Source organism: Plantactinospora sp. CNZ320 (assembly GCF_002846275.1).
On sequence record NZ_PJMP01000002.1, the window covers coordinates 59,894 to 83,115 of the forward strand.

38 protein-coding genes are annotated in these 23,222 nt (G+C 71.8%); 22 read left to right on the forward strand and 16 right to left on the reverse strand.

Features of this window, described 5'->3' with window-relative positions:
- Positions 1 to 64: 64 nt before the first annotated feature.
- The 3 genes from CLT71_RS36110 to CLT71_RS36120 form a co-directional block, all read right to left on the reverse strand.
- Complete coding sequence (locus CLT71_RS36110) at positions 65 to 346, reverse strand: hypothetical protein (RefSeq protein ID WP_101372130.1); 282 nt, start codon at positions 344 to 346, stop codon at positions 65 to 67.
- On the reverse strand, positions 333 to 1,724 hold the full coding sequence (locus CLT71_RS36115; RefSeq protein ID WP_143743882.1) for a ferritin family protein: 1,392 nt from the start codon (positions 1,722 to 1,724) through the stop codon (positions 333 to 335). Before CLT71_RS36115 ends, CLT71_RS36110 begins: the two co-directional genes overlap by 14 nt.
- A 264-nt stretch (positions 1,725 to 1,988) precedes the next feature.
- Complete coding sequence (locus tag CLT71_RS36120) at positions 1,989 to 3,143, reverse strand: phage minor capsid protein (RefSeq protein WP_158242404.1); 1,155 nt, start codon at positions 3,141 to 3,143, stop codon at positions 1,989 to 1,991.
- Between the two features lie 109 nt (positions 3,144 to 3,252).
- Between CLT71_RS36120 and CLT71_RS36125 the strand changes: the two genes are divergently transcribed.
- Both CLT71_RS36125 and CLT71_RS36130 read left to right on the forward strand, forming a co-directional pair.
- Positions 3,253 to 4,278 carry a DUF6884 domain-containing protein gene (locus tag CLT71_RS36125; protein ID WP_101372133.1) on the forward strand — a complete coding sequence of 342 codons (1,026 nt, stop codon included), beginning with the start codon at positions 3,253 to 3,255 and terminating at the stop codon, positions 4,276 to 4,278.
- A 94-nt stretch (positions 4,279 to 4,372) separates the two neighbouring features.
- Positions 4,373 to 5,029: a hypothetical protein gene (locus CLT71_RS36130; protein WP_101372134.1), complete on the forward strand. Its 657-nt coding sequence runs from the start codon at positions 4,373 to 4,375 to the stop codon at positions 5,027 to 5,029.
- Positions 5,030 to 5,153: 124 nt separating this feature from the next.
- On the opposite strand, the gene CLT71_RS36135 is transcribed toward CLT71_RS36130, so the two are convergent.
- Together CLT71_RS36135 and CLT71_RS36140 are read right to left on the reverse strand one after the other, a co-directional pair.
- Complete coding sequence (locus CLT71_RS36135; protein WP_101372135.1) at positions 5,154 to 6,779, reverse strand: phage portal protein; 1,626 nt, start codon at positions 6,777 to 6,779, stop codon at positions 5,154 to 5,156.
- A 27-nt stretch (positions 6,780 to 6,806) separates the two neighbouring features.
- Positions 6,807 to 7,043, reverse strand: coding sequence for a hypothetical protein (locus CLT71_RS36140; RefSeq protein WP_101372136.1), 237 nt, complete (start codon positions 7,041 to 7,043; stop codon positions 6,807 to 6,809).
- 35 nt (positions 7,044 to 7,078) lie between these two features.
- On the opposite strand from CLT71_RS36140, the gene CLT71_RS36145 reads away from it, so the two are divergent.
- Together CLT71_RS36145 and CLT71_RS36150 are read left to right on the forward strand one after the other, a co-directional pair.
- A complete protein-coding gene (locus tag CLT71_RS36145; protein ID WP_101372137.1) occupies positions 7,079 to 7,687 on the forward strand; it encodes a hypothetical protein in 609 nt (202 codons plus the stop codon).
- Positions 7,681 to 8,022, forward strand: a complete 342-nt coding sequence (locus CLT71_RS36150) for a hypothetical protein (protein ID WP_101372138.1) — start codon at positions 7,681 to 7,683, stop codon at positions 8,020 to 8,022. Before CLT71_RS36145 ends, CLT71_RS36150 begins: the two co-directional genes overlap by 7 nt.
- 54 nt (positions 8,023 to 8,076) lie before the next feature.
- Here the strand turns inward: CLT71_RS36150 and CLT71_RS36155 are convergent, their stop codons facing one another.
- Positions 8,077 to 8,652 (reverse strand): hypothetical protein, encoded by a 576-nt coding sequence (locus CLT71_RS36155; RefSeq protein WP_101372139.1) that lies wholly within the window; start codon positions 8,650 to 8,652, stop codon positions 8,077 to 8,079.
- 221 nt (positions 8,653 to 8,873) lie between these two features.
- On the opposite strand from CLT71_RS36155, the gene CLT71_RS36160 reads away from it, so the two are divergent.
- A complete protein-coding gene (locus CLT71_RS36160; protein ID WP_101372140.1) occupies positions 8,874 to 9,446 on the forward strand; it encodes a hypothetical protein in 573 nt (190 codons plus the stop codon).
- Between the two features lie 54 nt (positions 9,447 to 9,500).
- Here CLT71_RS36160 and CLT71_RS36165 read toward each other — a convergent pair whose 3' ends face one another.
- Positions 9,501 to 9,797 (reverse strand): hypothetical protein, encoded by a 297-nt coding sequence (locus CLT71_RS36165; RefSeq protein WP_101372141.1) that lies wholly within the window; start codon positions 9,795 to 9,797, stop codon positions 9,501 to 9,503.
- On the reverse strand, positions 9,794 to 10,105 hold the full coding sequence (locus tag CLT71_RS36170; protein WP_101372142.1) for a hypothetical protein: 312 nt from the start codon (positions 10,103 to 10,105) through the stop codon (positions 9,794 to 9,796). Before CLT71_RS36170 ends, CLT71_RS36165 begins: the two co-directional genes overlap by 4 nt.
- A gap of 378 nt (positions 10,106 to 10,483) precedes the next feature.
- On the opposite strand from CLT71_RS36170, the gene CLT71_RS36850 reads away from it, so the two are divergent.
- On the forward strand, positions 10,484 to 11,125 hold the full coding sequence (locus CLT71_RS36850; RefSeq protein WP_143743883.1) for a hypothetical protein: 642 nt from the start codon (positions 10,484 to 10,486) through the stop codon (positions 11,123 to 11,125).
- A 122-nt stretch (positions 11,126 to 11,247) separates the two neighbouring features.
- Positions 11,248 to 11,991 (forward strand): hypothetical protein, encoded by a 744-nt coding sequence (locus CLT71_RS36180; RefSeq protein ID WP_101372144.1) that lies wholly within the window; start codon positions 11,248 to 11,250, stop codon positions 11,989 to 11,991.
- Between the two features lie 132 nt (positions 11,992 to 12,123).
- On the opposite strand, the gene CLT71_RS36185 is transcribed toward CLT71_RS36180, so the two are convergent.
- Genes CLT71_RS36185 through CLT71_RS36195 form a run of 3 tightly spaced genes read right to left on the reverse strand, consistent with a single transcriptional unit; the run spans position 12,124 to position 13,286 of the window.
- Positions 12,124 to 12,588, reverse strand: a complete 465-nt coding sequence (locus CLT71_RS36185; protein WP_101372145.1) for a hypothetical protein — start codon at positions 12,586 to 12,588, stop codon at positions 12,124 to 12,126.
- Positions 12,585 to 12,896, reverse strand: a complete 312-nt coding sequence (locus CLT71_RS36190; protein WP_101372146.1) for a hypothetical protein — start codon at positions 12,894 to 12,896, stop codon at positions 12,585 to 12,587. Before CLT71_RS36190 ends, CLT71_RS36185 begins: the two co-directional genes overlap by 4 nt.
- A 21-nt stretch (positions 12,897 to 12,917) precedes the next feature.
- Positions 12,918 to 13,286, reverse strand: coding sequence for a hypothetical protein (locus tag CLT71_RS36195; protein ID WP_101372147.1), 369 nt, complete (start codon positions 13,284 to 13,286; stop codon positions 12,918 to 12,920).
- A gap of 162 nt (positions 13,287 to 13,448) precedes the next feature.
- Here CLT71_RS36195 and CLT71_RS36200 point away from each other — a divergent pair, with 162 nt between their 5' ends.
- From CLT71_RS36200 to CLT71_RS36255, 13 genes are all read left to right on the forward strand, one after another.
- Positions 13,449 to 13,736, forward strand: a complete 288-nt coding sequence (locus CLT71_RS36200; RefSeq protein WP_101372148.1) for a hypothetical protein — start codon at positions 13,449 to 13,451, stop codon at positions 13,734 to 13,736.
- Positions 13,733 to 14,017 (forward strand): hypothetical protein, encoded by a 285-nt coding sequence (locus CLT71_RS36205; RefSeq protein WP_101372149.1) that lies wholly within the window; start codon positions 13,733 to 13,735, stop codon positions 14,015 to 14,017. The genes CLT71_RS36200 and CLT71_RS36205 overlap by 4 nt, the downstream gene beginning before the upstream one ends.
- A 186-nt stretch (positions 14,018 to 14,203) precedes the next feature.
- On the forward strand, positions 14,204 to 14,857 hold the full coding sequence (locus tag CLT71_RS36210) for a hypothetical protein (protein WP_101372150.1): 654 nt from the start codon (positions 14,204 to 14,206) through the stop codon (positions 14,855 to 14,857).
- A gap of 83 nt (positions 14,858 to 14,940) precedes the next feature.
- The gene (locus CLT71_RS36215; RefSeq protein ID WP_101372151.1) at positions 14,941 to 15,303 is read left to right on the forward strand and encodes a hypothetical protein; all 363 of its coding nucleotides are present in this window, start codon (positions 14,941 to 14,943) and stop codon (positions 15,301 to 15,303) included.
- Positions 15,296 to 15,778 carry a hypothetical protein gene (locus tag CLT71_RS36220; protein ID WP_101372152.1) on the forward strand — a complete coding sequence of 161 codons (483 nt, stop codon included), beginning with the start codon at positions 15,296 to 15,298 and terminating at the stop codon, positions 15,776 to 15,778. Before CLT71_RS36215 ends, CLT71_RS36220 begins: the two co-directional genes overlap by 8 nt.
- 47 nt (positions 15,779 to 15,825) lie before the next feature.
- Positions 15,826 to 16,149, forward strand: coding sequence for a DUF7167 family protein (locus CLT71_RS36225; protein WP_143743885.1), 324 nt, complete (start codon positions 15,826 to 15,828; stop codon positions 16,147 to 16,149).
- Positions 16,146 to 16,577: a hypothetical protein gene (locus tag CLT71_RS36230; RefSeq protein WP_101372154.1), complete on the forward strand. Its 432-nt coding sequence runs from the start codon at positions 16,146 to 16,148 to the stop codon at positions 16,575 to 16,577. The genes CLT71_RS36225 and CLT71_RS36230 overlap by 4 nt, the downstream gene beginning before the upstream one ends.
- Positions 16,574 to 17,314 (forward strand): hypothetical protein, encoded by a 741-nt coding sequence (locus CLT71_RS36235; protein WP_101372155.1) that lies wholly within the window; start codon positions 16,574 to 16,576, stop codon positions 17,312 to 17,314. Before CLT71_RS36230 ends, CLT71_RS36235 begins: the two co-directional genes overlap by 4 nt.
- Complete coding sequence (locus tag CLT71_RS36240) at positions 17,311 to 17,802, forward strand: hypothetical protein (RefSeq protein WP_101372156.1); 492 nt, start codon at positions 17,311 to 17,313, stop codon at positions 17,800 to 17,802. Before CLT71_RS36235 ends, CLT71_RS36240 begins: the two co-directional genes overlap by 4 nt.
- Positions 17,795 to 18,118, forward strand: coding sequence for a helix-turn-helix domain-containing protein (locus CLT71_RS36245; protein WP_101372157.1), 324 nt, complete (start codon positions 17,795 to 17,797; stop codon positions 18,116 to 18,118). Before CLT71_RS36240 ends, CLT71_RS36245 begins: the two co-directional genes overlap by 8 nt.
- Positions 18,115 to 19,155: a tyrosine-type recombinase/integrase gene (locus CLT71_RS36250; RefSeq protein WP_101372158.1), complete on the forward strand. Its 1,041-nt coding sequence runs from the start codon at positions 18,115 to 18,117 to the stop codon at positions 19,153 to 19,155. Before CLT71_RS36245 ends, CLT71_RS36250 begins: the two co-directional genes overlap by 4 nt.
- A 77-nt stretch (positions 19,156 to 19,232) precedes the next feature.
- Positions 19,233 to 19,370: a hypothetical protein gene (locus tag CLT71_RS37315; RefSeq protein ID WP_158242405.1), complete on the forward strand. Its 138-nt coding sequence runs from the start codon at positions 19,233 to 19,235 to the stop codon at positions 19,368 to 19,370.
- 69 nt (positions 19,371 to 19,439) lie between these two features.
- Positions 19,440 to 19,655, forward strand: a complete 216-nt coding sequence (locus CLT71_RS36255; protein WP_101372159.1) for a hypothetical protein — start codon at positions 19,440 to 19,442, stop codon at positions 19,653 to 19,655.
- 74 nt (positions 19,656 to 19,729) lie between these two features.
- Here CLT71_RS36255 and CLT71_RS36260 read toward each other — a convergent pair whose 3' ends face one another.
- Entirely contained in the window at positions 19,730 to 20,104 is a 375-nt protein-coding gene (locus CLT71_RS36260; protein ID WP_101372160.1) for a hypothetical protein, read from the reverse strand.
- Positions 20,101 to 20,568: a hypothetical protein gene (locus tag CLT71_RS36265; RefSeq protein WP_143743889.1), complete on the reverse strand. Its 468-nt coding sequence runs from the start codon at positions 20,566 to 20,568 to the stop codon at positions 20,101 to 20,103. The genes CLT71_RS36260 and CLT71_RS36265 overlap by 4 nt, the downstream gene beginning before the upstream one ends.
- A 132-nt stretch (positions 20,569 to 20,700) precedes the next feature.
- Here CLT71_RS36265 and shbA point away from each other — a divergent pair, with 132 nt between their 5' ends.
- Together shbA and CLT71_RS36275 are read left to right on the forward strand one after the other, a co-directional pair.
- The gene (gene shbA, locus CLT71_RS36270; protein WP_101372162.1) at positions 20,701 to 21,288 is read left to right on the forward strand and encodes an RNA polymerase sigma factor ShbA; all 588 of its coding nucleotides are present in this window, start codon (positions 20,701 to 20,703) and stop codon (positions 21,286 to 21,288) included.
- A gap of 8 nt (positions 21,289 to 21,296) precedes the next feature.
- Entirely contained in the window at positions 21,297 to 22,076 is a 780-nt protein-coding gene (locus CLT71_RS36275; protein ID WP_143743891.1) for a hypothetical protein, read from the forward strand.
- Here the strand turns inward: CLT71_RS36275 and CLT71_RS36280 are convergent.
- The 3 genes from CLT71_RS36280 to CLT71_RS36290 all read right to left on the reverse strand — a co-directional run bounded on the left by CLT71_RS36280 (position 22,044) and on the right by CLT71_RS36290 (position 23,186).
- Entirely contained in the window at positions 22,044 to 22,376 is a 333-nt protein-coding gene (locus CLT71_RS36280; protein ID WP_143743893.1) for a hypothetical protein, read from the reverse strand. The two genes, CLT71_RS36275 and CLT71_RS36280, sit on opposite strands and share 33 nt — an antisense overlap.
- Before the next feature lie 80 nt (positions 22,377 to 22,456).
- Complete coding sequence (locus CLT71_RS37690) at positions 22,457 to 22,900, reverse strand: hypothetical protein (protein ID WP_199188014.1); 444 nt, start codon at positions 22,898 to 22,900, stop codon at positions 22,457 to 22,459.
- 67 nt (positions 22,901 to 22,967) lie between these two features.
- Positions 22,968 to 23,186, reverse strand: coding sequence for a hypothetical protein (locus CLT71_RS36290; RefSeq protein WP_101372165.1), 219 nt, complete (start codon positions 23,184 to 23,186; stop codon positions 22,968 to 22,970).
- Between the last annotated feature and the right edge of the window lie 36 nt (positions 23,187 to 23,222).

Sequence of the window (23,222 nt, forward strand, 5' to 3'; positions counted from 1 at the left end):
CGGCGCACGCGGAACAGCCGCCCCGCGCGGTGCGGGACGGCTGTTCGTGTGGTGGTACGGGCGCCTAGTGGACGACGGCCGCCCCGGCGGCGACCGGTGGTACCGGGACCGGCGGCGGGGTGCCGGTCACGGTCAGCGGGCCGGGGATCAGGTGCCGGCCGGCGAGGTACAGCCACGTCTGGTCGTTGCTGCCCGTCGCGTCGTACTGCGGGCCGAGCGGTGTCATCGGTGCGGGGACCTGGTCGACGAGCCAGCCGGTAACCTCGGCGCCGGTCGTGGTGTCGGCATCCCACCGGCCGCCCCGGAAATCGAGCCAACGACCGTCGCTGCCCTCAATTCGCCACATGAGACGAATTGTATCCGAGTGTGAGTAGAGCGCCGATAACAAACTGCTGCAAATCATCGGATCGGTCGAAATCGCGACGACGTGACCAGAGATCTTGCATGCCTACCTGGAATAGCTCCCACGGCACGTCGGCCGGATGGTCGGGTTTCCACCGTTCGTACGTCTTACCTGCGTACGCGTTTGCCCATGTGTCCCTGAACCCGACTTCACGGTCTCCACTGTAAATCGGCGTCTGTCGTTCCAGTGTGACGCCGTCAGGGGCGGTCGACCTGCGACGAACCATTGTGAATTCAAGGTGCGTCAGACCAGGAATCGTCGCTTCCATCCGGTGCCCGAGTTCGTGCACGGTCACATCCCGCGCGTACCCGTCCGCGCCGGCGCCGTGCGCGCCGGCGTACCAACCGCCGACCCCCTGCGCCGGTACCCCCATCGTGTCGATCCCGGCGGAGTAGAACGCCCGTTCGGAGGCCACCAACCGCAACGGCCGCCGCGCGGCGGCCTGTAGCCACTCCGACGGGTAGAACTGTTCGGCGTCGGCCAGCGTGACCAGCGCGGTGACACGTGCCCCGGTAGTCGGGACTCCGTCGACGTCCGTGATCCGCGACGCCTCTTCGTCCGTGGCCAGGGTTGCGCGGTGCCCCGGCCCGCCGAACGTCCGCGCAGACCCGAGCAACGCGGCCAAAATCTCCTGTTCCCGGCGTAGCGGAGCGAGTTTCGCTGCCTTCCACCGCTGGTGAGCGGCCGTCACATCAGGATGATCGGCCGGCAGCGTCTCCGACAGCCGCGACCAGGTGGCCCACGACTCCTCGTCGGCACGGCGGAGTCGCTGCCACTCAGGGTCGTTGTGCCATACCTTCCGCGCTTCGTCGAGGACCAGGCGGCCGACGTCGAGGACCGCATCGAGGTGCCGCTCATACTCTTCTGGCGGCAGCCGCACCGACAGTCCCGACGCGTCGTCACGACCGGTCCGGTAGTGGTAGCTGGTCCGGTCGGCGGCCCGTTCCTCCTCCGTCCGCAGATAGTTACGGTTGTTCCTCAACGCCTCTTCGAGCGCTTCTATCCGCTGCTCGTACGGGCCGACCGACTGGGCAAACCAGCGTTCCCGGTCGGCCTTGCGAAGCCGCTGCCCCCGCCACTCGGCCTTGAACGCGGCGGCGGCCTGATCCCGGCGGGCCCGCTCGGCCGCGATCGCCGTCTCCAGCTCGGCGATCGCGGCGCGCAGCTCGGCGGCCCGCGCGACCGCCCGCCGGTCGACCCGCAGCGGCGCATCCCATTCGCCGCTAGTCTTCGGCAGGCCGGCCCGGACGCGGGCGATCGTTTCCCGCACCCCGTCCGGCAGCGTCGGCGCTTCCGGCGTCGTCGACCGGCTGACGGTCACCGAGGGTGCCCGGCGAAGCGCCTGCCGCCGCTCGGTCAGGGTGCCGCCGCCGGGCGGTAGCCCGTCGTCCCGGCGGACTCGCCACCGCCGGCGGGTACCGGTTCCGATCGCGATGATCTGTACGTCCGCCATGCGGCGGAGCCGGCCGGACAGGTGTCGAATGCCGTGCATGGTGCCCTTGCACTGGCAGTGACACACCCCGCCATCGGCGTTGGCGCACTCCTCGCTGTGCGGTCCGGCATCGGCCACGTCCACCGCCCCCTGTCATGATCGGCTCGCCGGGACGGCGGCCGGTGGAATGTGTCCGGCGCCGATCTCCTCTCGGTACCGGAGCCGGGTCAACTGGTGCTCGTCGACGTGCCGCACGATCGCGGCCGTCCACTCGGCGACCCGGGCCGCCGCCGCCCGCCGGCCCTGCTCGGTCAGCGCCGAGACTTCGCGCTCCCGCCAGTGCCGTATGTGGCGCTCGATCTCTCGCTGCCGGGTCCGGGCCGCCTCGCCGGCCGGGTCCGCGGTCCGGCCGGTCCGGAGCAGGATCGACACCCCGGGCAGGTAGCGGCGGATCGTGTGCCGGCATCGCGGGTGCAGCAGCCCAGCGGCGGTCGCCTCGTCGAGCGTGGCCACGACGTTGACGGGCACCAGGGCGCCGGTACGGGCGTGCGGTGCCATCTGCTGGCCGGTGGGGCCCCACAGCGCGAGAATCCGATGCTCGTAGGGGCGGCAGCGCCAGCATTCGCCGGGCTGGTCGTCGACGGACACGAGCCGGATCCCGGCGGCGGTGATCTCGTCGGCCTGGCCAAGCACGGTCGCGCGGTGTACGGCGGTCTGCGCGGCCATCTCGACGTACGTGTGGAGGCGCCAGCGGCGGCCGGCGGTGTCGGTGTAGCCGGTGACGCCCCGGTCGACCAGCTCGGCCCATGCGGCCTGGGCGGCCTCGCGTTGGGTGGTGGCGCCGGTCAGCCTGCGGGCCGCCGCGTTGGTGATCGCCCGCCGGTACGCGGTGTCGACCTGCGGCAGGATCGCCGCGTGCAGCGGCCGGAGTTCGCTGACCATGGCGTCGGCAAGGGCTTGGATTGCTTGCGCGGCGCGGCGTTCGGCCTGCCCGGCGGGGCGGGGCGCGGTGCGGTCGGTGAGGTGCTCGGCGAGGTCCGCGACGGCGTCAGCGCGGCCGGCGCGGTAGCCGGCGGCGATCGCTGCCCGGGCCCGGGCGGCGCCGGCGGCGGCGAGCTGCGCGGCGATCGCCGTGGTGGCGCGGTGTAGCGCGCCGATGCTTTCCAGTCGGCGGGCCTGCCAGTCGGTGCGGTCGAGTCCGACAGCGAGTCGGGCCCGGATCGTTTGCAGGAGCGCCGTTTCACCTTCGCGGTAGACGTGGGCGACGGCGGCGGCGAGCTGGTCGACGCGGCGTGGGTCGACCGCCACCACAACCCCCTAAACTTTGGTAAACATGATGTTGACTAAAGATGTTTGGGCGGCTAGTTTGATCTCTGGTCGGGTTGCTGGATCCGACCCCCGAACCGGAGGAACCCCGATGCCGCACACCGCCCCGGCCGCACCCGCCGCCCGCGCCACCTGGAAGAACCACGGCCGCCCGGCCGCCGGCTTCTACTTCGGCAACGGCGCTGCCCCGGTCGGCTCAGGCCGGCTGGTGACGGTGCGGGCGGTCGGCTCCGTCGAGATCTTCGACGCGACCACCGGCGAGCGGATCGCCGAGCACAGCACCCGGGCGATGTGGTGGTACGCCCCGGCCGCCGAGATCACCGGCGGGGACCTGGACCGCGCCCGGGTCGGCGCCGCGCACACCGAAGCGCGGCACATCGCCGAGTATCGGCGGATCACCAGCGACCGCACCGACCCGACCGACTCCCTGCTGTACCTCTCCCTCGTCGCCGACCAGCACCAGGCCGCGCAGCGTGGACACGGCGCGCTGGCGCTCGCGCTCGCCGAGCGAGTCGCCGCGCTCCGGCCGGCGCACGAGGCCGACGAGGCCGAGCGGGCCCGGGCGCTGGCCGAGCAGCGGGCCCGGGTCATCGCCACGCGGGCCGCTGAGGCCGGGCCGGACGAGGTTGTGATCGTGCCGTGCGGCGGGAAGAAGCTCGACGAGGCGGCGCCGGCCGGGGAGATCTACACCGGCAGCTACCACGCCGCGTGCCGGCGGGCCGCCGCCGCCCGGGGCGGCCGGCTGTTCATCCTCTCCGCCCTCCACGGGCTGCTCGACCCCGCCACGGTGATCGAGCCGTACGACCTGCGGATGGGTCAGCCCGGAAGCGTCACCCCGCGCCAGGTGCGCGACCAGGCCGGCGCGCTCGGCATCCTCGGCGCCCGGGTGACCGTGCTAGCCGGACGCGCGTACGCGGACGTCGTCCGGGCGGTCTGGCCGGACGCCGCTCGGCCGCTGCACGGGTCGCGCGGCATGTTCGAGCAGATGCGGATGCTCGCCGAGATCGCCGCCATGCCCCGGCCGCAGCCGCGCCGCCGGCCGGCACCGGCACCACGGCGGCGGCCCCGCCGGCCGGTACCGGTCATCGCCGGACAGCTCGCCCTGTTCGCCGCCTGACCTCGGGAGAGTTGTTGGTCAAAGATCGGTGTAGGGATAGTTTGGGTACCGGTCGTGCTGTGCTGGACGGCGCGACGGACCAGGAGACACCCTCATGACAACACCCGAACCCCGGCCGGTGAACCTCGACACGCGTCAACGTCGCATCCTCGCCGAAATCGCCGCAGCCGGCCGGCACGGCGTCTACCGACGGCAGTGGCACGGCGGCACGATCGGCGCGCTGCTCCGCCTGCACGTCATCGAAGAGGTACCCGGGGCACCCGACTACGTACGACTACGGGCCGGCGTCGCCATCCCGGCCGACCCGACGGGAAGTGAGACCCGCCAGCCAACCGGGCCGATCACCCCCGAGGACGTGCACAACATGTGGGAGCGCCTCGGCCTACGGCCGGTGTCGCTACGCGAGGCGCAGCGGATCGCCGACCGGATCAACACCGAAGCGGCGGCCCGCCCGTACGTGTCGGCGACCACCGCCGCCCGGACGGCCGCGCACGCGTACTGTGCCGCCGCCGTCATCGACGGCCGCCCCGTCGTCGACTACCGCCGCGACCGGGACTGCGACCGGCCGCACGATCCGACGACAGCCGCCGGGTACGTGGTCCGGGAGACCACCGACGGGCAGGCCACCGCGTACGACCTCGCCGTGATCAGCGCTTCTGCCGATGCGGCGGCGATCGTCCGGCGGCTGGCCAGTGAGGGGCGTACCGTCCACGTCGACACCCTGTACCGGTGCGGCTGCCGCGCCGTGTGAGCGGGTGAAGGGCCCGGCCGTCGTCCGGCGGCCGGGCCCTGTCGTACCCCCGCAGGTACGGCTTGTTGACCAACCATGTGGGTTGGTCGAGTCTGGATACTCCCACAGATCCGTGTCGGAGAGGTCACCCCGTGCGTTGCTCCCCGTCGTCTTCCGGCTCGGGAGCGTCGACAGGTTCGGTCGGCTGGCTGGCCGCCGCCGTCCCCGGCTCGGCGACCGGGGCGGCCCCGGCTTCCTCTTTGATCTTGATGACTTCGGCTTTCACCTGCTTGTCGTCCCAATCCGGGTTAAGCCTCCGTACCCGGGTTTCGATGCTGGCCGACTCCGCCGCCTTGATCATTTGCAGGCTGCGGGCGACGTCCTCGGTGTTGTCCGGTAGCCCGTCCGGCCAGTCGAGCACCGGCCGGATCGCCGTGACCCCGTCCGGCCGGAACTTCGCCGCGTCGATCTGCAACGCCGCGTACGCCAGCCGGGCCAGCGGCCCCGTGTAGTAGTTGATCTTCTTTCGGCGGGTCGACACCGAACGGCCAATCTGCGCGTTGACCTCGGTCGCCGTCGCGGCCACCTGGTCATCCTCGCCGAACGTCCGACCCGAGTAGCCGGCCGTCCTGACCGTCGTCAGCAGCAGCTCGCGACACGTCCGCGAGTGCTCCTCCACCCGGATCGCGAACTGCACGACGGTCAACTTCATGGCGCCTTCGCCGCTGTCGAGCGCCTCGACCTGCTCGTACACCTCGCGTTCCGGATCGAACACGCCGCCCTGGCCACGCCCCCGGGATTGGATGTAGGACCGGGGCACCACCAGGCGGCCCTTACCGATCCGCAGGTCGCGCATCCATGACGTCCACGCCTCGTCGAACGCGTCCATCATCGGCTCAGCGCCGGCGTAGTCGGACCGTCCCAGCGGCGACCCGCGCAACGTCCGGTGCGGGCGCATGTTCGGCACGTACTCGATGCTCAGCCCGTCGGCCCCGGTGTCGACCGTCTCCCGGTCGCCGGGGTCGACCAGCAACGCGAATGGTGCGGTCGCCGGGTGGTCCTCCAGCCGCATCCGCTGGCCGAGCTTGTTCTCATCGCTCGACCGGTAGACGCCGTGCAGGATCCGCCCACGCTCGTGCCGCTCCAGGTGCCGCCAGTGCCGCCCGTCGATCCGGTCCAGGTCCCGCCACAGGGTGACGGCTACCAGCCGGCCAGAACGGAACTCAGGGGCGGCGCAGTCAGGCGGCACCACGTCGAACAGCGGCACCTCGGCGACCGTCGGATCCCACATGACCCGGTGGTAGACGCCGCCGTACGCGGCGGCGATCTCCGCCCCTTCCATCCAGGTCGCCTGTGCGTTGCTCTCGATAAGGATCTCATCGAGCCGCGCCTGTGTCTTAGGGCCACCAGCAGCGCCGGCGTCCTTGGGGATCCCGAACGTCGGCGGCTCCCCGAACAGCAGATCCGATGACGTGGTGGCGATGTCGCCGGCAAGCGGGATGTGCAGCTTGTGGCCGCGAGTCTGCCCGGTCGACGGGGGAGCGCCCCAGAACATGCGTTGGATGCCACGCGCGATCGCGGAACTAAACCGAGCGCCGCCGGCCGGGTTCCCGGCCGGGACGTCAGCACCGGCGATCGCCGGCATGTCCTCGTACACCTTCGCGAGTTCCTCCGGCTCGCCGGAGTACCAGGCACCCCACCGTCGGTAGAGCTGCCGCGCCTTGCGCGTCGACGGCGGCGGCCACTCCTCATTAGCGTTAGGCAGCGGCACCGGTGGCCCCTCTCGTCGTGGTCACCGTCATCCGCGCCGTTCGCCGGGCGCCTGCCCGGGCCGGGCCCCGGTCGCGAGCCGGTGCAGGTTCGCGCACCAGCCGTCGAGCATCCGCGCGGGCACCTTGCCCCGGTAGAACTTCCGGCACCGGTCGAAATCTCCGGACTGTCCCCAATGGAAGATCTTCCCGCCTTCGGCAGGGTTGATCGCCCACGCGCGGAGCCGAGCCAACCCGGCCGCTTCCTTCGGTGTCTTCGCGGCCACGACGGGCCTCCCTTCGCTGGTCGTACGCTGGCCGGATGACACGGCACGATGACGGCGCGATCGCCCTGGCCCTGCACCGCGAGCAGCTCCGCCGGATCATCCTGATCGGCTTCCAACGCGACGTTGACGAGTGGCGCCGCGAGCGGCGAGCGCTCGCCGATCCCCGGATCCGCGTCGACGTCGTCACCGCGACCGACGGCCGCGACCTTGACCGGCTGCGCGGGATCGACGTCCGCGCGGCCGGCCTGGTCGTCCTCACCGGCCGCCCGGGCGGCAGCGTCGCCGACACCGTCGAAGCGCGGCACGCGGTCGCCTCGCTCCGCTCCGCCGGCGCTCGGATGCTGCCGCCGACGTGGCCGGAACCGACCCGGTACGTCGTCTACCGGGCCGCGTCCGGGGTGGCGGCGGTCGACCTGCCGCCCCTCCTGGTCGGCCAGTGGGCTGCACGTCCTGACGCCGGCGGGGAACCGGACGCCCCGCGCGAGGTCATCAGCCAGCCAACCGGCCGCCACGAGCGGCACCCGACCCGCGACGACTGGGCAGAGGTGTACGAGGTGCGTCCCCGGCCGGCGCCGACGTCACCGCGGCGACCTCCGGCGGGCGACACCGCCGGCGGCGGACACGAGGCGATGTCGGCGTGGTGATCACGGTTCACGACCGGCTGCCGGTCGACACGATCAACGGCCGCTCGCCTGAGTGGTTCGGCGATGCCTGGTACCGGTTCGTTGGCGGCCCGGTCGACGGACACCGGCTGCCGGTCCGGTTCCGAGACGGCGCCGCGCCGCCGTCTGCCTGGGTGAGGCTGCCGCCGGCCCGCCGGGAGTCGTCGACGTATCCGGGCATGTCGATAACGGTCAAGGCGGCGGAGCAGTACGCGTACTACGCGACGTTGGCGCCGATCCCGACAGTCGGGCCGCTGGAGTTGGTGTACGTCTATGACCGGCGGTACCCCAACCGGCTGCCGATCCTGGTCCGCTGACAGCGGCGACGGGCCCCGCACTGGTACGGGGCCCGTCGCCATGAACAGGACCGGTCAGCCGCCGGCGATGACGCCCCGAGCCCGTAGGGCAGCCAACAGGGCGTTGTGGTCGGCCAGCAGCGCGGCGACGTCGGCGGCGACGCTATCGGCGACGGCCGCCGCCGAGCCGGTCATCAGCCCGCCGTGGCTGTGGTTGCCGGCCGCCGCCTGGGTCGCGCCAGTGCCCAACGTTCGTACCGATGCTGTACCGGCCGCCTGGTCCGCAGTCAGCCCGCCGTGGCTGTGGTTGCCGGCCGCCGCCGCCGTGGCCGCCGTGCCGAGCGTTCGTAGGCTCCCGGTGCCGGCGGCGGCGTTGACGGCCATCGGGTCGCTACCGCCGGGCTGGTGCGCGGTGGCATGCGGGCCGGGCTTCTCCTGCTCTAGCCGATCCTGGTAGGACTGCGCCACAAGCGCGGCGGTTAGCTCCCGCTGCTCCCGGTCAGCCTCCCAGAGGTTGATAGCCGCGATCGCTTCCGGGCTGGTCTGGTCGGGCTCCAGCATCCAGTTAGGGCGGGCCGCCAGGTCTGGCCGGGGGTCGTCGAACGCGTATACGCGGTCGTCGTCGATGTCGCGGTACAGGTAGTAGGCCACGCGGCGTGCCTCCTCGGGTTGCGGGCTCAGTACGTCGACGAGCGGCTATCGTGGCGGGTGGCAGACGCACGCCTGCCCGCTTCCGAGTCCCGGCGCCTACGCCGCCCAGGGGCGACGAGGACAAGGGTCAACGACTCGCGTGCCGTCGCTCTCCGGATCTGTCTGGTCGACCTGACACCGCCGGCTGAGTGCGTAGGACCCGGCCGGAAAGGACATCGGGCATGACCAGGAACAAGGCGCGTAAGCAGGCCGCCCGGACGCGGGCCGCTGCCACCGGGGAGAGCTACACCGCCGCCGCCCGGGCGGTCGCCGACCCGGCCGGGCCGCCGCCGTTCTTCAAGGCGGCGGGTGGCGGGGTGGCGTGGGCCGACCTGATGCGGCGGCTCGACGAAGCAGAGAGCCGTCTCAGAGACCCGGACCCGTACCGGCGGGCGGCGGCGTTCTCCGCCCGGGCTCGGGTCTATGACCAGTTGTACGCGCAGACGACGAGTCATCCGGTGTTCGCCGCGGCATGCCTCCGCTCGGCGATGCTCGACGAAGAGTCTGCCGCCGCGATCCGTTTTGAGCACGGGATCCCGACGGTCTTTCCCCAAACCGAAGTACAACGGCTGCGGCTGCGCCGGTGTGAGACGTGCGGCCGGCCGTGGGGAGCGCAGACCGAGGATGCCTGCGGCGACTGCCCGCGTTTGCTGTTCGGGCCGACGCCGACAACCGCCGACGAGGCCGCGAGCATGGCGCCGCCGGTGCCCGTGGTCGCCGCGCAGCTCGCCGACGCGGATCCGGTCGACGACTAGCCGGCGCCCGGACGCGGCTGGTAGCCGTACTGCCTCACTGCCGATACCCCGGTTCTACCCTCGGCCCCGACTGCCGGACTGGTCGGGGCCGAACCCTATCCGGACGTCCCTGCCCGAGGGGTCGGCGAGCACCGCGTTTTCCAGGTGCGGGGGCCCGGCTGCGAACCCGGCCGGGATCTGGCGGGCGTACGCGGCGGTGCGGTCGAACAGGTCGGCGGCGGCGGCTGTCACCTCGCCCAGCTCGGCGACCGCCTCGACGGAGATGGAGTGCCCGGCAACGGTGATGTCGGCCCGGCACCGGTGCAGTCGACGCGCTGGCGCCGCCGTCTCCTCCTGGTCGTCGTCGTTCACCGGCCGCCGCTTCGGCGGATGTGGACGGTCGCGCCGCGCGCGCGCATCGCGGCGATCGTCCGGTCATCGGGCGGCACGACGAGCGGCACCGTCCGGTCCTCAGCCATGAGACCGGCCTTGTCGTCGGTCCGCTCGATGTTCTCGACGTCCCATCCCCGGGGCCCCGACCAGCGATACGAGGTGTACGTGAGGCTGCCGTCTTCGATGGTGATCGTCGGGTTTTCCGGCAGCCACTCGTCTACGCCGTTGCGGGCGAGCCAGTCATAGGCGATCCGGTGACAGGGTTTCAGGGTGGCAGGGCGGCGCATGGCGGGGTGCTCCGATCCACGTTGGAGGAATGGGCCGCCCGCGCGGCGCCGGACCGTGCGGGCGGGTGGTGCTTTCAGGTGCGGGCCGCGATTACCCAACGCTCGCGCCGCCCCGGGAACGGGGGGCGGCGGCCGGCGGCGTAACCCCGGAACCGTCCATGCCCGGCAAAGCGTGGACGGGCGCGGCCCTAATGGGAGTCGATCATCGGCGGCGTAGATCGGCGCCGGTGACGTTTCGGAGGATGCGGCGACGGTCCGAAATGGCAGACCTAACCGGTGGGGCCGATACACATGGTGCGGGCATCGGCGACAGTCAGTATCTTGGCGTGGCGACCGGTCGCGAGTTCCTCTTATACCTCCTCGGGAAATGGAGTCTCGGTGACCAGAAGATCACGTTATCCGGCTGTCGTCAGGGCAGCCGCCAGACGAGTCATGACGGCCGGAATGCTGGCCGCAGCAATGGTCGTCACTCTGTTGCAGGTCGTTTCCCCGGCGCACGCGTCGAACTGGGGTTCGATATGCGAGGTAGGCCCGCCGGCAGGCTGTGTCAGCCTCGCGAACAACAATCAGCACGTCCTCAACTGGGAGGGCGACGAAGACATACCCGGCATGCAGGCGGCGCACGGGTGGGCCCGTGACAACGTCTACAACCCGACCGACCTGCACGCCTACACCAACGCCGCCGACTCGCTCCCTGACGTGCGGGTCTGGGATGAGCCGTACGGCAACAACGGCGCGGTCGGCTGGGTCGACTGCCCGAGCAACAACACCGGCACCGGCGGCAGCCATCCGAACCGGTGGTGTCGTGGCCAAATCCTGCGGTACAACTCCTCATACACCACGACGCAGCTCTACACCGAAGCGCTTCGCCGACGCGTCGCATGCCACGAGATCGGCCACACGGCCGGGGTGAACCACGAAACGAATGCCCTTGACACGTGCATGAATCCCGCGTGGATCGTGCCGACACAAACCAACCTGAACAACCACGACCGGTCTCACATCAACAGCTATTACTAGGCGCCGCCCGGAACTACCGGGAGGATCGTCGCGTCGAACATCCAGATCCAGCGCCTATCGACCAGAGAAGAGAGCACCAGGAAATGAGACCATTACACATTCGTCGTTGTATCGTGCTGGCGGTGAGCGCCGTACTGGCCGCCGTGCCCATTGCCGGCTGTGCCACCGATCCCGGTCCCACGCCGGCCGCTGGCGCGGCGGCAGGATCAACCGTCGAGATCGCCAACGTCGACCGGCCCGACCCGGACGCGGCCGAGTTCTTCCACCGGTTCCACATGGGCGGTCTCCTGGAGCCGGAGCCCTGCGGGTCGATCGCGGCCGGCGCGGCGGCGGCGAGCGCGGTCATGATCGGCCGCGTCGAGCGGATCGAGCAGACCCGGACGTACCAAGGCGAGATAGCCGACGACCGGCTGTCGTATGTCGGGGTGGTGCTCCGCCCGGTGCTGGTTCTCGCCGGCGAGGTGCCCGACCAGTTCGCGTCGGCGTTGACGGTCGAGTTCATGACCGGCAGCGACCCGGACGCGTTCGACCGGCTCCGGAAGGCGCTGCCCGTCGGGCACGAGGGTCTGTGGTTCCTGCGGAAGAAGAGTGACCCGATCCCCGGCCGGGGACAGCCGCAGTTCCACCCCGACGAAGCCGACTATTACCGGGTGATGTCGTCGCAAGGGCTGTTCGTACAGGGTGCGGGTGGTGTCGTCACGCCGCTGGCCGAGGATCGGCCCGGCGACATGGCCGCAGAGGGTCGCAGCTATCAGCGGGTGTCGGCCCTGGTCGACGCTGTGCGAGACCTCGAACGCGCCCGCGTCAAGTCCGGGCAGCCGGGCCCCGCCTGTTACGTTTCGGCGGATCCGACGGCCGGCCGGTAGGACAGACCTCGACGCCGGGTCGGTCGATCGAGCAGCAGCAGGCGCCGGCCTGACGCTGCCGGCCGGTACCGTGGTCGACAGCAAGGGGGAACGTCAAGGGCCGGTCATGGTGGTGACCGGCCCTTGACATGTTCACCCCTCGACGTCGACCGCGGCGCCCTGGTCCCCGCCGGCGAGCGCCCCGAGCGGTAGCGGGCAGCGTGCCAGCCACACCCGCAGATCCGCGAGCTGCTCCCGGTACGTCTGCCCGTGCGCCGGCTCGTCGGTGGCGGGGTGGCCGATCTCGTCGACGATTGCCTGTGCCTGCGACTCGGCGGCGGCCCGCAGCTCCGGCGTGATCGGACCGCTGGCCACCTGGTCGAGAGTCCGTCGTACGGTGCCAAGGATCCGCCGTTCGTAGGCCAGCGCGTCGCGCTGGCCCGCGAGGTCGTCGATCAGGTGCAGCGCCCGATCCACCGTCGACTCGGCCGCCGACTGGTCGCCGGCGGCGAGCGTGCGGTGGCGCTCGTCGACACCTTCACGAAGCCGGCCGAGTTCGCGGGTGACGCGGGTCAGGGCTTGTACGGCCGTCTCGTCGCGGCGCCGGACGTCCGTCATGCCCGTACCGGGCCCTGATCGGGCCGGACGTGCCGCCAACACACGTACTGTTCGGCGTGGCCACAGGCGGCGGTCATCAGCGGCCCGTACCGGCACTGCACCGACTCGGGCGCATCGGGGCCGCCGAACTGGAGCACCGCGTACACCTCTTCGCCGGCGAGCAGCGGCTCACGGCAGCTCGGAACGGCGCACGGGTCGCCGACCATCGTGGTGTGCGAATGGCCCGGCTCAAGGCAGTCCCATGGGACCGACGACGCCCAGGCGTCGAGTAACGCGTACGTCTTCGTGTAGGTACGGGTCAGGGTCACGGGTCCTCCCGGTTCAGTTGCTCACGTCTGGCCGGGTTCGTACGTGGTGTCCACCGTCCAGGCCACCACTTCCCACGGAGAGCTGTCGCTCTGTTTGTTGAGGTGGTCGGCGCGACGCTGCGCGGCGGCCTCGTTGGTCCAGAGCCCGTCGATCTCGGCCGGCTCGTAGTTGCTGAACACCACCGCCCACACCTCGGCGCCGGCGTCGGCGTCGGCGAGGATCTCGGCGCAGACCGCCACCATGAGAGATCGATTCGGCTCTGGTACGTCGTCCCACGGCACGGCGGACGCCTCACGGGTTCGGTAGGCGTACGCCGGGGCCAGTCGTTCGTATGTCTCGTGGAACTTCTGTGCGAGCGCTTCGGCTGGGGCCCGGTGGTCGTCGGACATTACACCTTCCGTTCATGATCGACATGCCGTCGATAATGAAGGTTATCGACGATTTTCCAGATAGTGCACACCCGGGCTTCTTTCGTGCACATGATGTTGCTCAAAGATGCTGCCGCGCATAGTGTGAAGCCACACAACGAGCAAGCGCGAGAGCGAGGCACCATGACCACCACCGCCGAGCCGGCGACCACCGCCGACCCGACCGACCCGACCGACGTGGTGTACTGCGCGCCGCTGGCCGGGTACCCCGGGGCGTACCGGGTCCGCGCCGTCGACGCCGAGCCGTTCGGCCCGGCCGAGGGCGTCATGCAGCAGACCGGCACCGGCTGGTCGGTGATGTGGGGCGCCGCGTCGTACGGGTTCGCCCAGAACCGCGAGATCCCCGGCGGGCTGCTCGACATCGTCGCCGCCGCCCGGGCCGCCGTCGACATCATCGGGGCCGGCCAGTGACCCGCACCGTGTACGAAACCGCGACCCTGATCATCGACAACTTCGACACCCGACTCCGACTCACCACGGGTCCGTGGAAGCCGGGTAAGCCGCACCAGCGGATCAACGTTCTCGGCGAGCCTGGCACCTGGTGGGAGCGCGCCGCCGGCGGACCGGTGCCCTACTTCCGGGCCGCCGCTGACGCCGAGTTGGCCCGGTTCGGTTACCGCCGGGCCGGCAACTGGGTGGACGACTCCGGCTGGTGGGGGCACGTCGCCCCGATCGTCCCGATCGGACAGTGAACACCGCGCCGGCGCCGCCATCGATGGCGGCGCCGGCCCGACCCGACCGCACCCGATCGCGCCGTGGCGCGCGACCGTCGCCCTGTACGCCCGGAACCTGTCGGCGGCCAGGGCCGCGATCACGCACCACGTCGCCGGCGTCGACGCCGACGAAGGCACCCACCGAGAAGAGGGGAAAAAGCACCAGTGAGCACCGACACGAGCACCAGCACCGCACCGACGTTCGACCCGACCCGGCTCAACCCCACCGCGCTGGCCGAGGCGGTCGGCCGGTACGGCGACCTGCGGCACCGGGCGGCGTTGGAGGGCGAGATGGGCAGCCACGCCGAAACGGAACGAATCGAGGCACAGGCCGCCGCCCTGTACGGCCAGATCCGGGCCCTGCTCGGCGACACGATGACCGTCACGATCCGCCACCGCGCCGCCGAAGCGCCGTGGGGCGTCGGCCTGACCAGTCCCGCCGTGCGCAAGGTGACGATCTCCGCCTACTGCTGGCAGTGCGGCGAGCGTCGCGGCGAACCGCGCGGCCGGAACCAGTGCGACGACGGCGCGTACTACTGGACGCAGGTATGGGACAACCCGTGCCGGCACGTCGACAACTACGCGACCGCCGCCCGGGAGGCCGCCGCGCTCGCCGCCGGCCGGGTCTTCACCAACGAGCCGGAGCCGCCGCCCGTCGTCGACGCGAACGGCGACCCGGTCACCGTCCCCGAGAGCGTCACGGTGACCGAGGAGATCCGGGCGTTCTTCGCCGGTCGCGTGCCGGCCAAGGGCTGCAAGCACTACATGGCCCAGAGCGAGGCCCGGGCCGGTTTCAAGACGTGCGAGCGGTGCCGGTGACCGACCGGACCGCGACGAGCCCCGCCGGCGACGCCGGCGGGGCTCCACCCGTCCCCAACCCCACTACAGGAGAGAATCGCCCGATGACGCCAGAAGGAACCACCGACAGCCCGACCGCCGTAGCTGGCCCGTCGATCGAGCAGGTCGACGGCAACCCGATCCGCGACAACGGCCCGTACGAGTCGGCCGAGCAGGCCCGCGCCCAGGTCGACGCCGCCCTGTACGGCATCCCCGACAAGTCCCAGTACACCGGCCTGGTCCTGCTCGAAGCGCTCGCCGTGACGCGCGTACAGCACAGCGACTACGAGCACCAGCAGATCAGCGAGATCGCGCACCGGCTCCCGCCGGAGTTGGTGCAGGTGATCGCCGGATGGATCATGCGCGCGGCGATCGGCGACGTCCGTGCCACGCCGGCCGCCGACACGGACGGGGGCACCGATGGCTGACGTCGACGAGCTGATACTGACGCAGGACGGCACCAACCCGCACGCCTGGACCGTCGAAGCCGCCCCCGAGCACCCGCACGGGCCGGCCGTGGCAACGATCGAGCTGCGGCCCGTCGGCTGGAGGATCGGCTTTCGGTTCGACCCGCGCGACCGTCGCCCGACCCACCGGGCGACGCTGCCGGCCGCGACCGACGCGGGGACCGTGTGCGGGTACGCCGTCGAGCTGGCCGCCGCCGCCGACCTGGATCCCGGCTACGCCGGGTTGCTCGCCACCGCGATGGCCGCTCACCCGGCCCTGGTCGACGTCGTCCGGGCGCACGCCCCGTACCGCGACCCGGTGCACGGGATGGTCTGCCGGGGTGACGAGCCCGACGAGCCGACCGACGGTGACGCCGTGTCGTGGCCGTGCCGTACCGCCGTGGTGCTCGCTACCTCGCTCCGCGTCGGGCTGATCCTGCGGCGGGCCGCCGCGTGACCGGGCCGGTGGTGGTGCGGCTCGAAACCAACGCACGCCGGACGGGGATGACGGTCGAGATCCCCCGGGCCGAGTGGGACAAGATGACGCGCGGGCAGCGGGCCGCGCGTCTCGACGAGTTGGCGAGCCGGCTCGTCGCGGACGCGGGCGGGTACGGCTGGCACATCGACGACCCCGACGATCTGGACGCCGTCGGGTCGCCGCCGCGCCCGGTCGACGCCGACGCGGTGCTTGCCCTGGTGGAGCAGTACGGAGACCAGCGGGCCGGCATGGTCCGCGCTGTCATGGGGGGTGACACGGCCAACGGAAATGCGTGTGCGGACCGAGCCGTTGCCTTGTACGCCGAGATCCGGAAGGCGGTCGGCCGGTGAAGGCCCGGGTGAAGCCGAGCCTCCGGGACGTGTTCGCGGCGTCCAAGCGGATCGGCGCCCGGTTTGCCGACCAGGCGCACATCAGCTCAAGGTTGGCAGTCACATTGATCGAGGACGCGGTGAAGGACACCTATCCCGATACCCCGTTCCGAGGTGAGGGTCGGCCGGTGCCGACGGTCGACGACTGTCTCGACGGACTGACCACCGTCCAGGATGCCCGGGAAGAGATCGACGTCGTGGAACTGCGGATGATGCACCACGCGCGGTACCGGCTCGGCGCGTCGTGGCAGCGGATCGGTACGGCGCTCGGCTACCCGGCCGCGACGGCGGCGACGGCGGCGGCGGCCCGGTACAGGAAGCTACGCACCGAGAATCCAGGCACGAAGCTTGACCCGGGCACTAACCAGGAAGGACACGACCAGCAGTGACCACCGACAGCATCCCCCGCCGGCAGTGGTATCGGGTCGTCGACCGGGAGAACCAGGGATGGCACCCGGTCGGCACCGTCGAGGGGCCGCCCCTGTACGCCGCTGACTACGGGTTCAAGCGCGGACTGCCGAATCGGTCGCTCGACGACGTGGAACGGATCCGGGGGCCGATCCGGCCGGTGCTGCCGATCACCGCCGAGGATTCGGCGCTGATCGTCGAGACGTTCGACCGGATCCGCCGGAAGTCGATCACGACCCTGGCGGCAGCCATCGAACAGGTGTACTACGACGTGCGGGAGTCTGCCGGCGGGCTCGCCGCCCCGGGCTCGTTCGACTACGCCGTACGGACCCTGCTCGCCGGCCGCGAGGGCAGTTGGGAGTCGGAGCTACTCAAAGAGGTCATGTACTTCGGTAACAGCCTCAACTTGGCCAAGTCGACGCGTGGCGCCGAGTCGATCGAGGCCCGGCGGGCGGCCGGGCCGAGTCGGCGCGTCGACGTCGACGGCCGCCGGGTCCTGGCCGACATGCTGACCCGGTGGGTGTCCGACCCGAATCGGTACACGGAACTCGCCGAGACGCTCGCCGGCGAGGTGTCGGAGTACTGCGACGAGCACGGCGGCTGGTCGGCGGTCGCTGACCAGTGGCTACAGCCGGGCGGGCTGGCCGTGGAAGACTTCCGGCCCTGCTACCGGCTGTTCTACTCGAAGTCGGCCCACTACAACCCGGACGTAGCATGACCAGCGCGGCGGAGGGCACCGGCCGGCCGCCGGTGAACGCGGGCCGGCTCGACGACGTGCCGGGGTTGCGCGACGTGCTGGCCAGCATCCGGGCCGAGCAAGGCGCGCTGGCGGAAGCGGCCTACATGCTCGGTGTCGTCCGTGCCGCGATCTTCCTGGAAGACGGGCCGGCTGAGGAACGGCTCGCCCGGGCCCGCCGTCTGTTCGAGGCGCACATGGCGGCCGGGCTCGCCGACGAGCACGGCGCGTTCAGCCTGTGTCAGGTCGACCAGTGCGGGCGTTGCTCGGAGGCGATGCGGGCGGTCGACCTGGAGTGGACGGCCGGCCTCAGCGCCCAGGGCGTCGACCTGCACCCGGTCGCCGACATGACGCCGGCGGAACGGGCCGAGCACGACAAGGCGCAGGAGGCGGCCGACATGGCGGCCGAGCACCTCGCGGCGGCCGGCGGCCCGGATCCGGACTACGGCCGGGACCTGGACGATGACTGACGTCGCCCCCGCACCCGGCCGGATCGCGATGGTGCTCGACGCGAGCGGGTTGGAAACGGCGGACGTTGCTCGCGCGTGCGCCGTGCCAGAGTCGACGGTGGCCGAGTGGCGGGTCGGGGTCCGCCAGCCGACATCAGGCCAGTTGGAAGCGGTCGCCCGGCTCGCCGGAGTGACCACCGAGTTTCTACAGTGGCCCGATCCCGACCCACCGGCGTTGATCTTCGTGTGTCGGCGCGGCCGGGGGTGCGAGATCATCGACACCCGGCCGGCGGAGGTCGAGCAGCTATCGCTGTTCGGGCCGGGGGTGGCGTTGTGACCGTCGCCCCGCTCGCCGGCGAGCTGCTGCCCGCCGCCGGCGGCGGCCTGGCGGTCGCCGACGAGATCCGGGCGGCGCTCGTCGACGTCGCCGGCGACGCCCGGATTCGGCGGCTGGTCGCTGACTGGCTGTTCGCTGTCGCCCGGGACTCCCGGCACACCCGGGCGGCGTACGTCGGCGACATCCGGCTGTGGCTCGACTTCTGCGACCGGGCCGGTATCGACCCGTTGCAGGCCCGGAAGGCGCACACTGACGCGTGGATCGCCTACTTGCAAGGCACGCCGTCGCCGCGGACCGGGCGGCGGCCGAAGCCGGCGACGGTGGCGCGGCGGGTCGCGACGGTCGCGAGTTGGTACACGTACCTGCTCGATGAGGACCACGTCGCGGCGGTGCCGGTCCGGAAGCAGGGCCGGCCGCAGGCGCCCAGGGAGTCGCCGACGGTCGGCCTGTCCCGCGACGAGGTGACCGCGCTGCTGCGGCGGCTGCGGATCGAGTCGGTGCGTGACCGGGCGGTCGTGCGGGCCCTGGTCTACCAGGGGTTGCGGGCCGACGAGCTGGCCGGGCTCGACGTCGGCGACGTCCGCTGGCAAACCGGCCGGGTCACGTGGACGGTGCGCGGCAAGGGCGGCCGGGAGCGGACAACCGCGCTGTACGCGCCGGTCGTCGAGGCGGTCGACGAGCTGCTGTGCGAGCGGGCGGCGGCGGCCGGCGTCGACGCGGGCGACCTGCCGCAGGATGCGCCGCTGTTCGAGCGGGTCGGCGGCGGCCGGTACACGGATGGGCAGCTTGCGCGGATCGTTCGGCGGGTGGCCCGGGCGGCCGGGGTCCGGTCGTGGGCGGACCTGTCGCCGCACTCGCTCCGGCACACGTGCGTAACGATGCTGCTCGACGCGGGGGCGCCGGTCGCCGACGTCGCCGACCTGGTGGGGCATCTGTCGCTGGAGACGACCCAGCGGTACGACCGGGCGCGGGGGTCGCTGGCCCGGTCGGCGCGGACGGTGCACGCGCTCGGAGCGTGGATCGACCCCGACGGCTAGTCGGGGTGGTGTTCAGCGGGCCGGCTCGGGGTTGTCCTCGGTGCCGGCCCGTGCTGTTGCCCTGTACGGTCATCGGCGTGGACGAGCGGCAGCGGTACGCGATCGCGCATCCGGTGACGGACCCGATGACGATGCTGCGGGATCCCCGGCTGTACCGGTGGCGGCGACACGCCCGGGGCTACCTGATCCGGTCTGCCGTCACGGTCGATCGTTGAGCCCGGTTGAATGATGGGCTGCCGGTCTGGCACGCCTCCGTTTCACTCTGGTCGGCCGACCGTGGCCGCATGCTCGACATGTCCGGGCCCGCCGAGCGGGAAGCGGTGCGGCTTCTCGCCGGCGTCGGTGGCGACACCGAGTGGTGGTTGTGGTCGGCCGGGATGATCGGGCATCTGCGGGTGCCGCTGCTGGCCGACGAGGCCGACCAGGTGGTGCCAGAGTTGGTGATCGCGGACGCCGGCGACAGTGGTCCGCGTCGGCCGCGTACCCGGCTGGCCCGGTAGGGTGAACGCTCGCCGGGCCGGGGCTGCGACCGCCCGCAGCACCTCGCAGCCCTGCCCGGTCCAGCGTCGGAGGTTCAGACGGGGCGGGCCAGGGACCGGCACCCAACGATCGTGCCTTCCGGGTTTCGGATCTCCTTGTACGGCACGAGCAGGTCGCCGCGTTCCGGGGCCATCGCGAGCGCCAGAGCGAGTGACACGACGTACCAGACCTCACGGTCGCGGCTGTCTCGGGGCCCGGCGTACGGCGGTAGCCCGACGGTCCGGGTGTACTCGACGTGCTCGACCGTCACGCCGTCGACGAACCCGGTTCCGACCTGAATCTCTCCGATGCGTGCCACCGTGCCGGATGGCTCGATGACCGTCGTCGGCTGGTGGTCGCCGACGGTGATCCGGTCGGGGACGTCCCAGCCGTAAAGCCGGATCGGATGGGGGGTCAGGTTGACGATCATGGGGGCCCTTCTGCGGCGGTGATGGCGAGCTGCTCCGGTGGTGGCCAGTACGGGGCGACGAACGCGTACGCCTCGTGCGCGTCGGTGAGTCCGGCCCGGGACGGGTGCGGATCCCAGACGGTGCGCAGGTCGCGAGCGTCGGCGACGACGACGTGCGGCACACGCCGTGGTGACGGGCCGCGTAGCAGGACCAGGCCGCCGACGTCGGACGGGTCGGCGAGCGCGTACCGAATGCTGCCGGCGACGACCGGGACGACAGCCCAGTCGGAGTCGTCGGCGCGGGCCCACCGGCGCATCGCGTCCCACCATCGGCGGCCGTGCATGGCGAAGTGCGGCACCGATTCGTACGGGCGGTCGAGCAGGGACGCGACGGCGGCTCGGAGGCAGTCGCCGGGTACGCCGTGGCGGTCTGCGCCGTCGCCGCGTCGGGGGCATGCGGTGATTCGTTGCGTGACGGGTCTCATCGGCACAGCACCAGAGGTAAGCCCTTTCCCGTGGTGTCGGCGGTTACGCGTGCGATGATCCGGTAACCTGCCGATCACCCATCGCCCCCGCTGAATCTGAAAAAATCGTCACGTTAGGCGTCCCTCCCCCGCATGACTGCCGCGATCGACACCCGACTCATTGACCGCGCCGCCGCCTGCGACCCAGCCGCCGTCGCCGACCTACTCGCCCGGCTACGGCCCGACGTCGTCCGGTACTGCCGGGCCAGACTCGGCCAGCACGACAGCAGTTGGCAGAACGCCGACGACGTGGCGCAAGAGGTATGCCTCGCACTGCTGTCCGCGCTGCCTCGCTACCGGGCGGACGGCGGCGAGCCGTTCGGGGCGTGGGTGTACGCGATCGCGAAAGCCAAGATCGCCGACGCGTGGCGGGCCGCCGGACGTGACTCCCGGCTCGTCGCCGCTAGCAGCCTGGCTGATGCGCCAGACCAGCGCCCCGGGCCGGAACAGGAGACGCTGCGGGCCGAGACTGTGACCCGGCTCGGTCGGCTTCTGGCCAAGCTTCCACCGGTCCAACGCGAGATCATCGTTTTGCGGATCGCGGTCGGGTTGTCGGCCGAGCAGGTCGGCCGGGCGTTGGGGATGACGGCGCCGGCGGTGCGGGTGGCGCAGTCGCGCGCGCTCGGTCGACTCCGTACGCTGGCCGTGGCGGGTAACTCCCTAGACGGGACGGCGGGATGACAGGGCCGATGGACCCGATTGACGGGTCTCATGTGGACCTGAGCACGATCACCGATGATGAGCGGCTACTCGACCGGCTGGCCGGTGGCGGTTCCCCGCCGGCCGGTGACGAGCTGGCCGCGATGCTCGCCGAGTTCCGCGACGCCGTCCGTGACGTCGACGAGCCGGCACCGCTCGTCGACGTCGTGCCGGCGCCCCGGTGGCCGAGGTGGCGGCATCACCTCGCGATGGCGTGCACGCTCGGCATGGTCGTGGCCGGAACGACGGTGACCGTAGCCGATGGCGGGCCGGAAAGCCCGCTCTGGCCGTTCACCCGCGTAGTCTCCACCACCAGCGACGAGATCAGCGACGCTGAGACCGCGATCACGGCGGCCCGGGCCGCGATCGCGGCCGGCCGGTACGACGAGGCGACACGGCACCTCGACCAGGCGGTGCAGCACATCGAGCGGGTACGTGATCCGGACGTCGCCCGGCGGCTGCTGGTCGACGTCGACGCGGTGCGGCGGACGCTACCCCGGGTGCAGCGGACAACGCCGCTGACCCGGCCACCGGACGATCCCGACGGGGTGCGGCCGTCGGCTAGCCCGCCGGCTACTCCGCCGACGCCGACGCCGACGCTTCAGCCGTCTCGGCCGCTGTCGGAGCCGTCGGGTACGACGAGCAGCCCGGGCAGTGTCCGCCCTACCCTGCTGCCGGACCTGCCGCTGCCGGACCTGTCGGACCTGCTGCCGCTGCCTGATGGGCTCGACGTGCCGCTACTGCCCGGCCTGTCCGTCCGGGGCCGGTAGCCGAACGAGCCGGGCACGCCAGCGGACGACGTCGGCGAGGAGAGTCCCGCCGGCGACGGCGGTTACGACCAGCACCACGGCGGCGGCGACCGCGAGCCACCACGGCCCGCCGTCGAACACCGCCCACAGGCCGGCGGCGGCGTACACGATGCCGGGCAGGCCGAGCAGCGCCACGGCGTACCGGGCGAGTCGAGCCGGCCGGGTCGCGTCGAGCATGGCGGCGGCTTGGTCCGCGGCGATGTACGGTGCGGCGGCGGTGACAGCGACACCGGCCGCGAGGGGCGGTGACAGCGTCGTCACCACCCCGCCCTCTATCCATAGCCGGTGCTGGTTCAGGGCCCGCTCGGCGGCGGTATAGCCGGCGTCTGGCGGTCCGAGGTTCACGGGTGCGGCCAGTGCCACGTACCGGGCGCCCGGTCGGCGGAGTACGGAACGCTGTTGAAGAACATGCCGGACGGGTTGAAGACGACCAGCGAGGCGGGTTGCCGCGCTCCCGCTTCCGTGATCTTGGCGGCTCGGCAGGTTGACGGGTACTCACCCGCCGGGGTGCCGTACGCGACATAGTGGACGTCGGCGCCGATGTACGGGTCTGGATTGTGCGCGGCGACGGCGGGCGTGGGCCGGGCGGTGTACTGGTCGCGGAACTCGGCCGCGCGGGCCTGCCAGTCGGGGTGCTGCTGGGACCAGTCGCCGCCGCTGACGTTGGCGATGAGTACCCACGCCTGGTCGAGCAGGTCGCCCGGGCTGGTCGGCGGCATCTGGAAACGGGTCGTGTCGTGCGGATCGGCGACCCGGGCCGCGTCGACGTCGGGGGTTTCGGACATGGCGGGTGTCCTTCCTGGTGCGGGGGTGGTGGCGGCTGGCCCCGGGGAGTTGTCGGGGCCAGCCGGGTCAGTTGTCCGCCGGTGGTGCCAGCGGGGCGTTACGGGCGATGTCGAGCGCCAGGTGGCGCCACTCGGCGGCGACCACGACGAGCGCGCCGCAGATCTCCGGCGCCTCCACGATGGCCGCAGCCTTGTGCAGGGTCGCGACGGCCTGCCGTACGCAGTACCGGGCGTCGACGTGCGCCGGCTCGGCGGCCGGGGCGGTCTGGTCGGTTGCGCTGCTCACGCCGCAAGATCGAACATGTAGGGCCTCCAGGCCGAC

Coding starts and splice junctions, on each gene's coding strand:
- CLT71_RS36160 (WP_101372140.1), top strand. CDS start 8,874: ATGACCAGGAACAAGGCGCGTAAGCAGGCCGCCCGGACGCGGGCCGCT.
- CLT71_RS36225 (WP_143743885.1), top strand. CDS start 15,826: ATGACGGTCGAGATCCCCCGGGCCGAGTGGGACAAGATGACGCGCGGG.
- CLT71_RS36170 (WP_101372142.1), bottom strand. CDS start 10,105: ATGCGCCGCCCTGCCACCCTGAAACCCTGTCACCGGATCGCCTATGAC.
- CLT71_RS36255 (WP_101372159.1), top strand. CDS start 19,440: ATGCTCGACATGTCCGGGCCCGCCGAGCGGGAAGCGGTGCGGCTTCTC.
- CLT71_RS36260 (WP_101372160.1), bottom strand. CDS start 20,104: ATGATCGTCAACCTGACCCCCCATCCGATCCGGCTTTACGGCTGGGAC.
- CLT71_RS36125 (WP_101372133.1), top strand. CDS start 3,253: ATGCCGCACACCGCCCCGGCCGCACCCGCCGCCCGCGCCACCTGGAAG.
- CLT71_RS36130 (WP_101372134.1), top strand. CDS start 4,373: ATGACAACACCCGAACCCCGGCCGGTGAACCTCGACACGCGTCAACGT.
- CLT71_RS36110 (WP_101372130.1), bottom strand. CDS start 346: ATGTGGCGAATTGAGGGCAGCGACGGTCGTTGGCTCGATTTCCGGGGC.
- CLT71_RS37690 (WP_199188014.1), bottom strand. CDS start 22,900: ATGTCCGAAACCCCCGACGTCGACGCGGCCCGGGTCGCCGATCCGCAC.
- CLT71_RS36145 (WP_101372137.1), top strand. CDS start 7,079: ATGACACGGCACGATGACGGCGCGATCGCCCTGGCCCTGCACCGCGAG.
- CLT71_RS36265 (WP_143743889.1), bottom strand. CDS start 20,568: ATGAGACCCGTCACGCAACGAATCACCGCATGCCCCCGACGCGGCGAC.
- CLT71_RS36185 (WP_101372145.1), bottom strand. CDS start 12,588: ATGACGGACGTCCGGCGCCGCGACGAGACGGCCGTACAAGCCCTGACC.
- CLT71_RS36220 (WP_101372152.1), top strand. CDS start 15,296: ATGGCTGACGTCGACGAGCTGATACTGACGCAGGACGGCACCAACCCG.
- CLT71_RS36215 (WP_101372151.1), top strand. CDS start 14,941: ATGACGCCAGAAGGAACCACCGACAGCCCGACCGCCGTAGCTGGCCCG.
- shbA (WP_101372162.1), top strand. CDS start 20,701: ATGACTGCCGCGATCGACACCCGACTCATTGACCGCGCCGCCGCCTGC.
- CLT71_RS36200 (WP_101372148.1), top strand. CDS start 13,449: ATGACCACCACCGCCGAGCCGGCGACCACCGCCGACCCGACCGACCCG.
- CLT71_RS36275 (WP_143743891.1), top strand. CDS start 21,297: ATGGACCCGATTGACGGGTCTCATGTGGACCTGAGCACGATCACCGAT.
- CLT71_RS36240 (WP_101372156.1), top strand. CDS start 17,311: ATGACCAGCGCGGCGGAGGGCACCGGCCGGCCGCCGGTGAACGCGGGC.
- CLT71_RS36245 (WP_101372157.1), top strand. CDS start 17,795: ATGACTGACGTCGCCCCCGCACCCGGCCGGATCGCGATGGTGCTCGAC.
- CLT71_RS36195 (WP_101372147.1), bottom strand. CDS start 13,286: ATGTCCGACGACCACCGGGCCCCAGCCGAAGCGCTCGCACAGAAGTTC.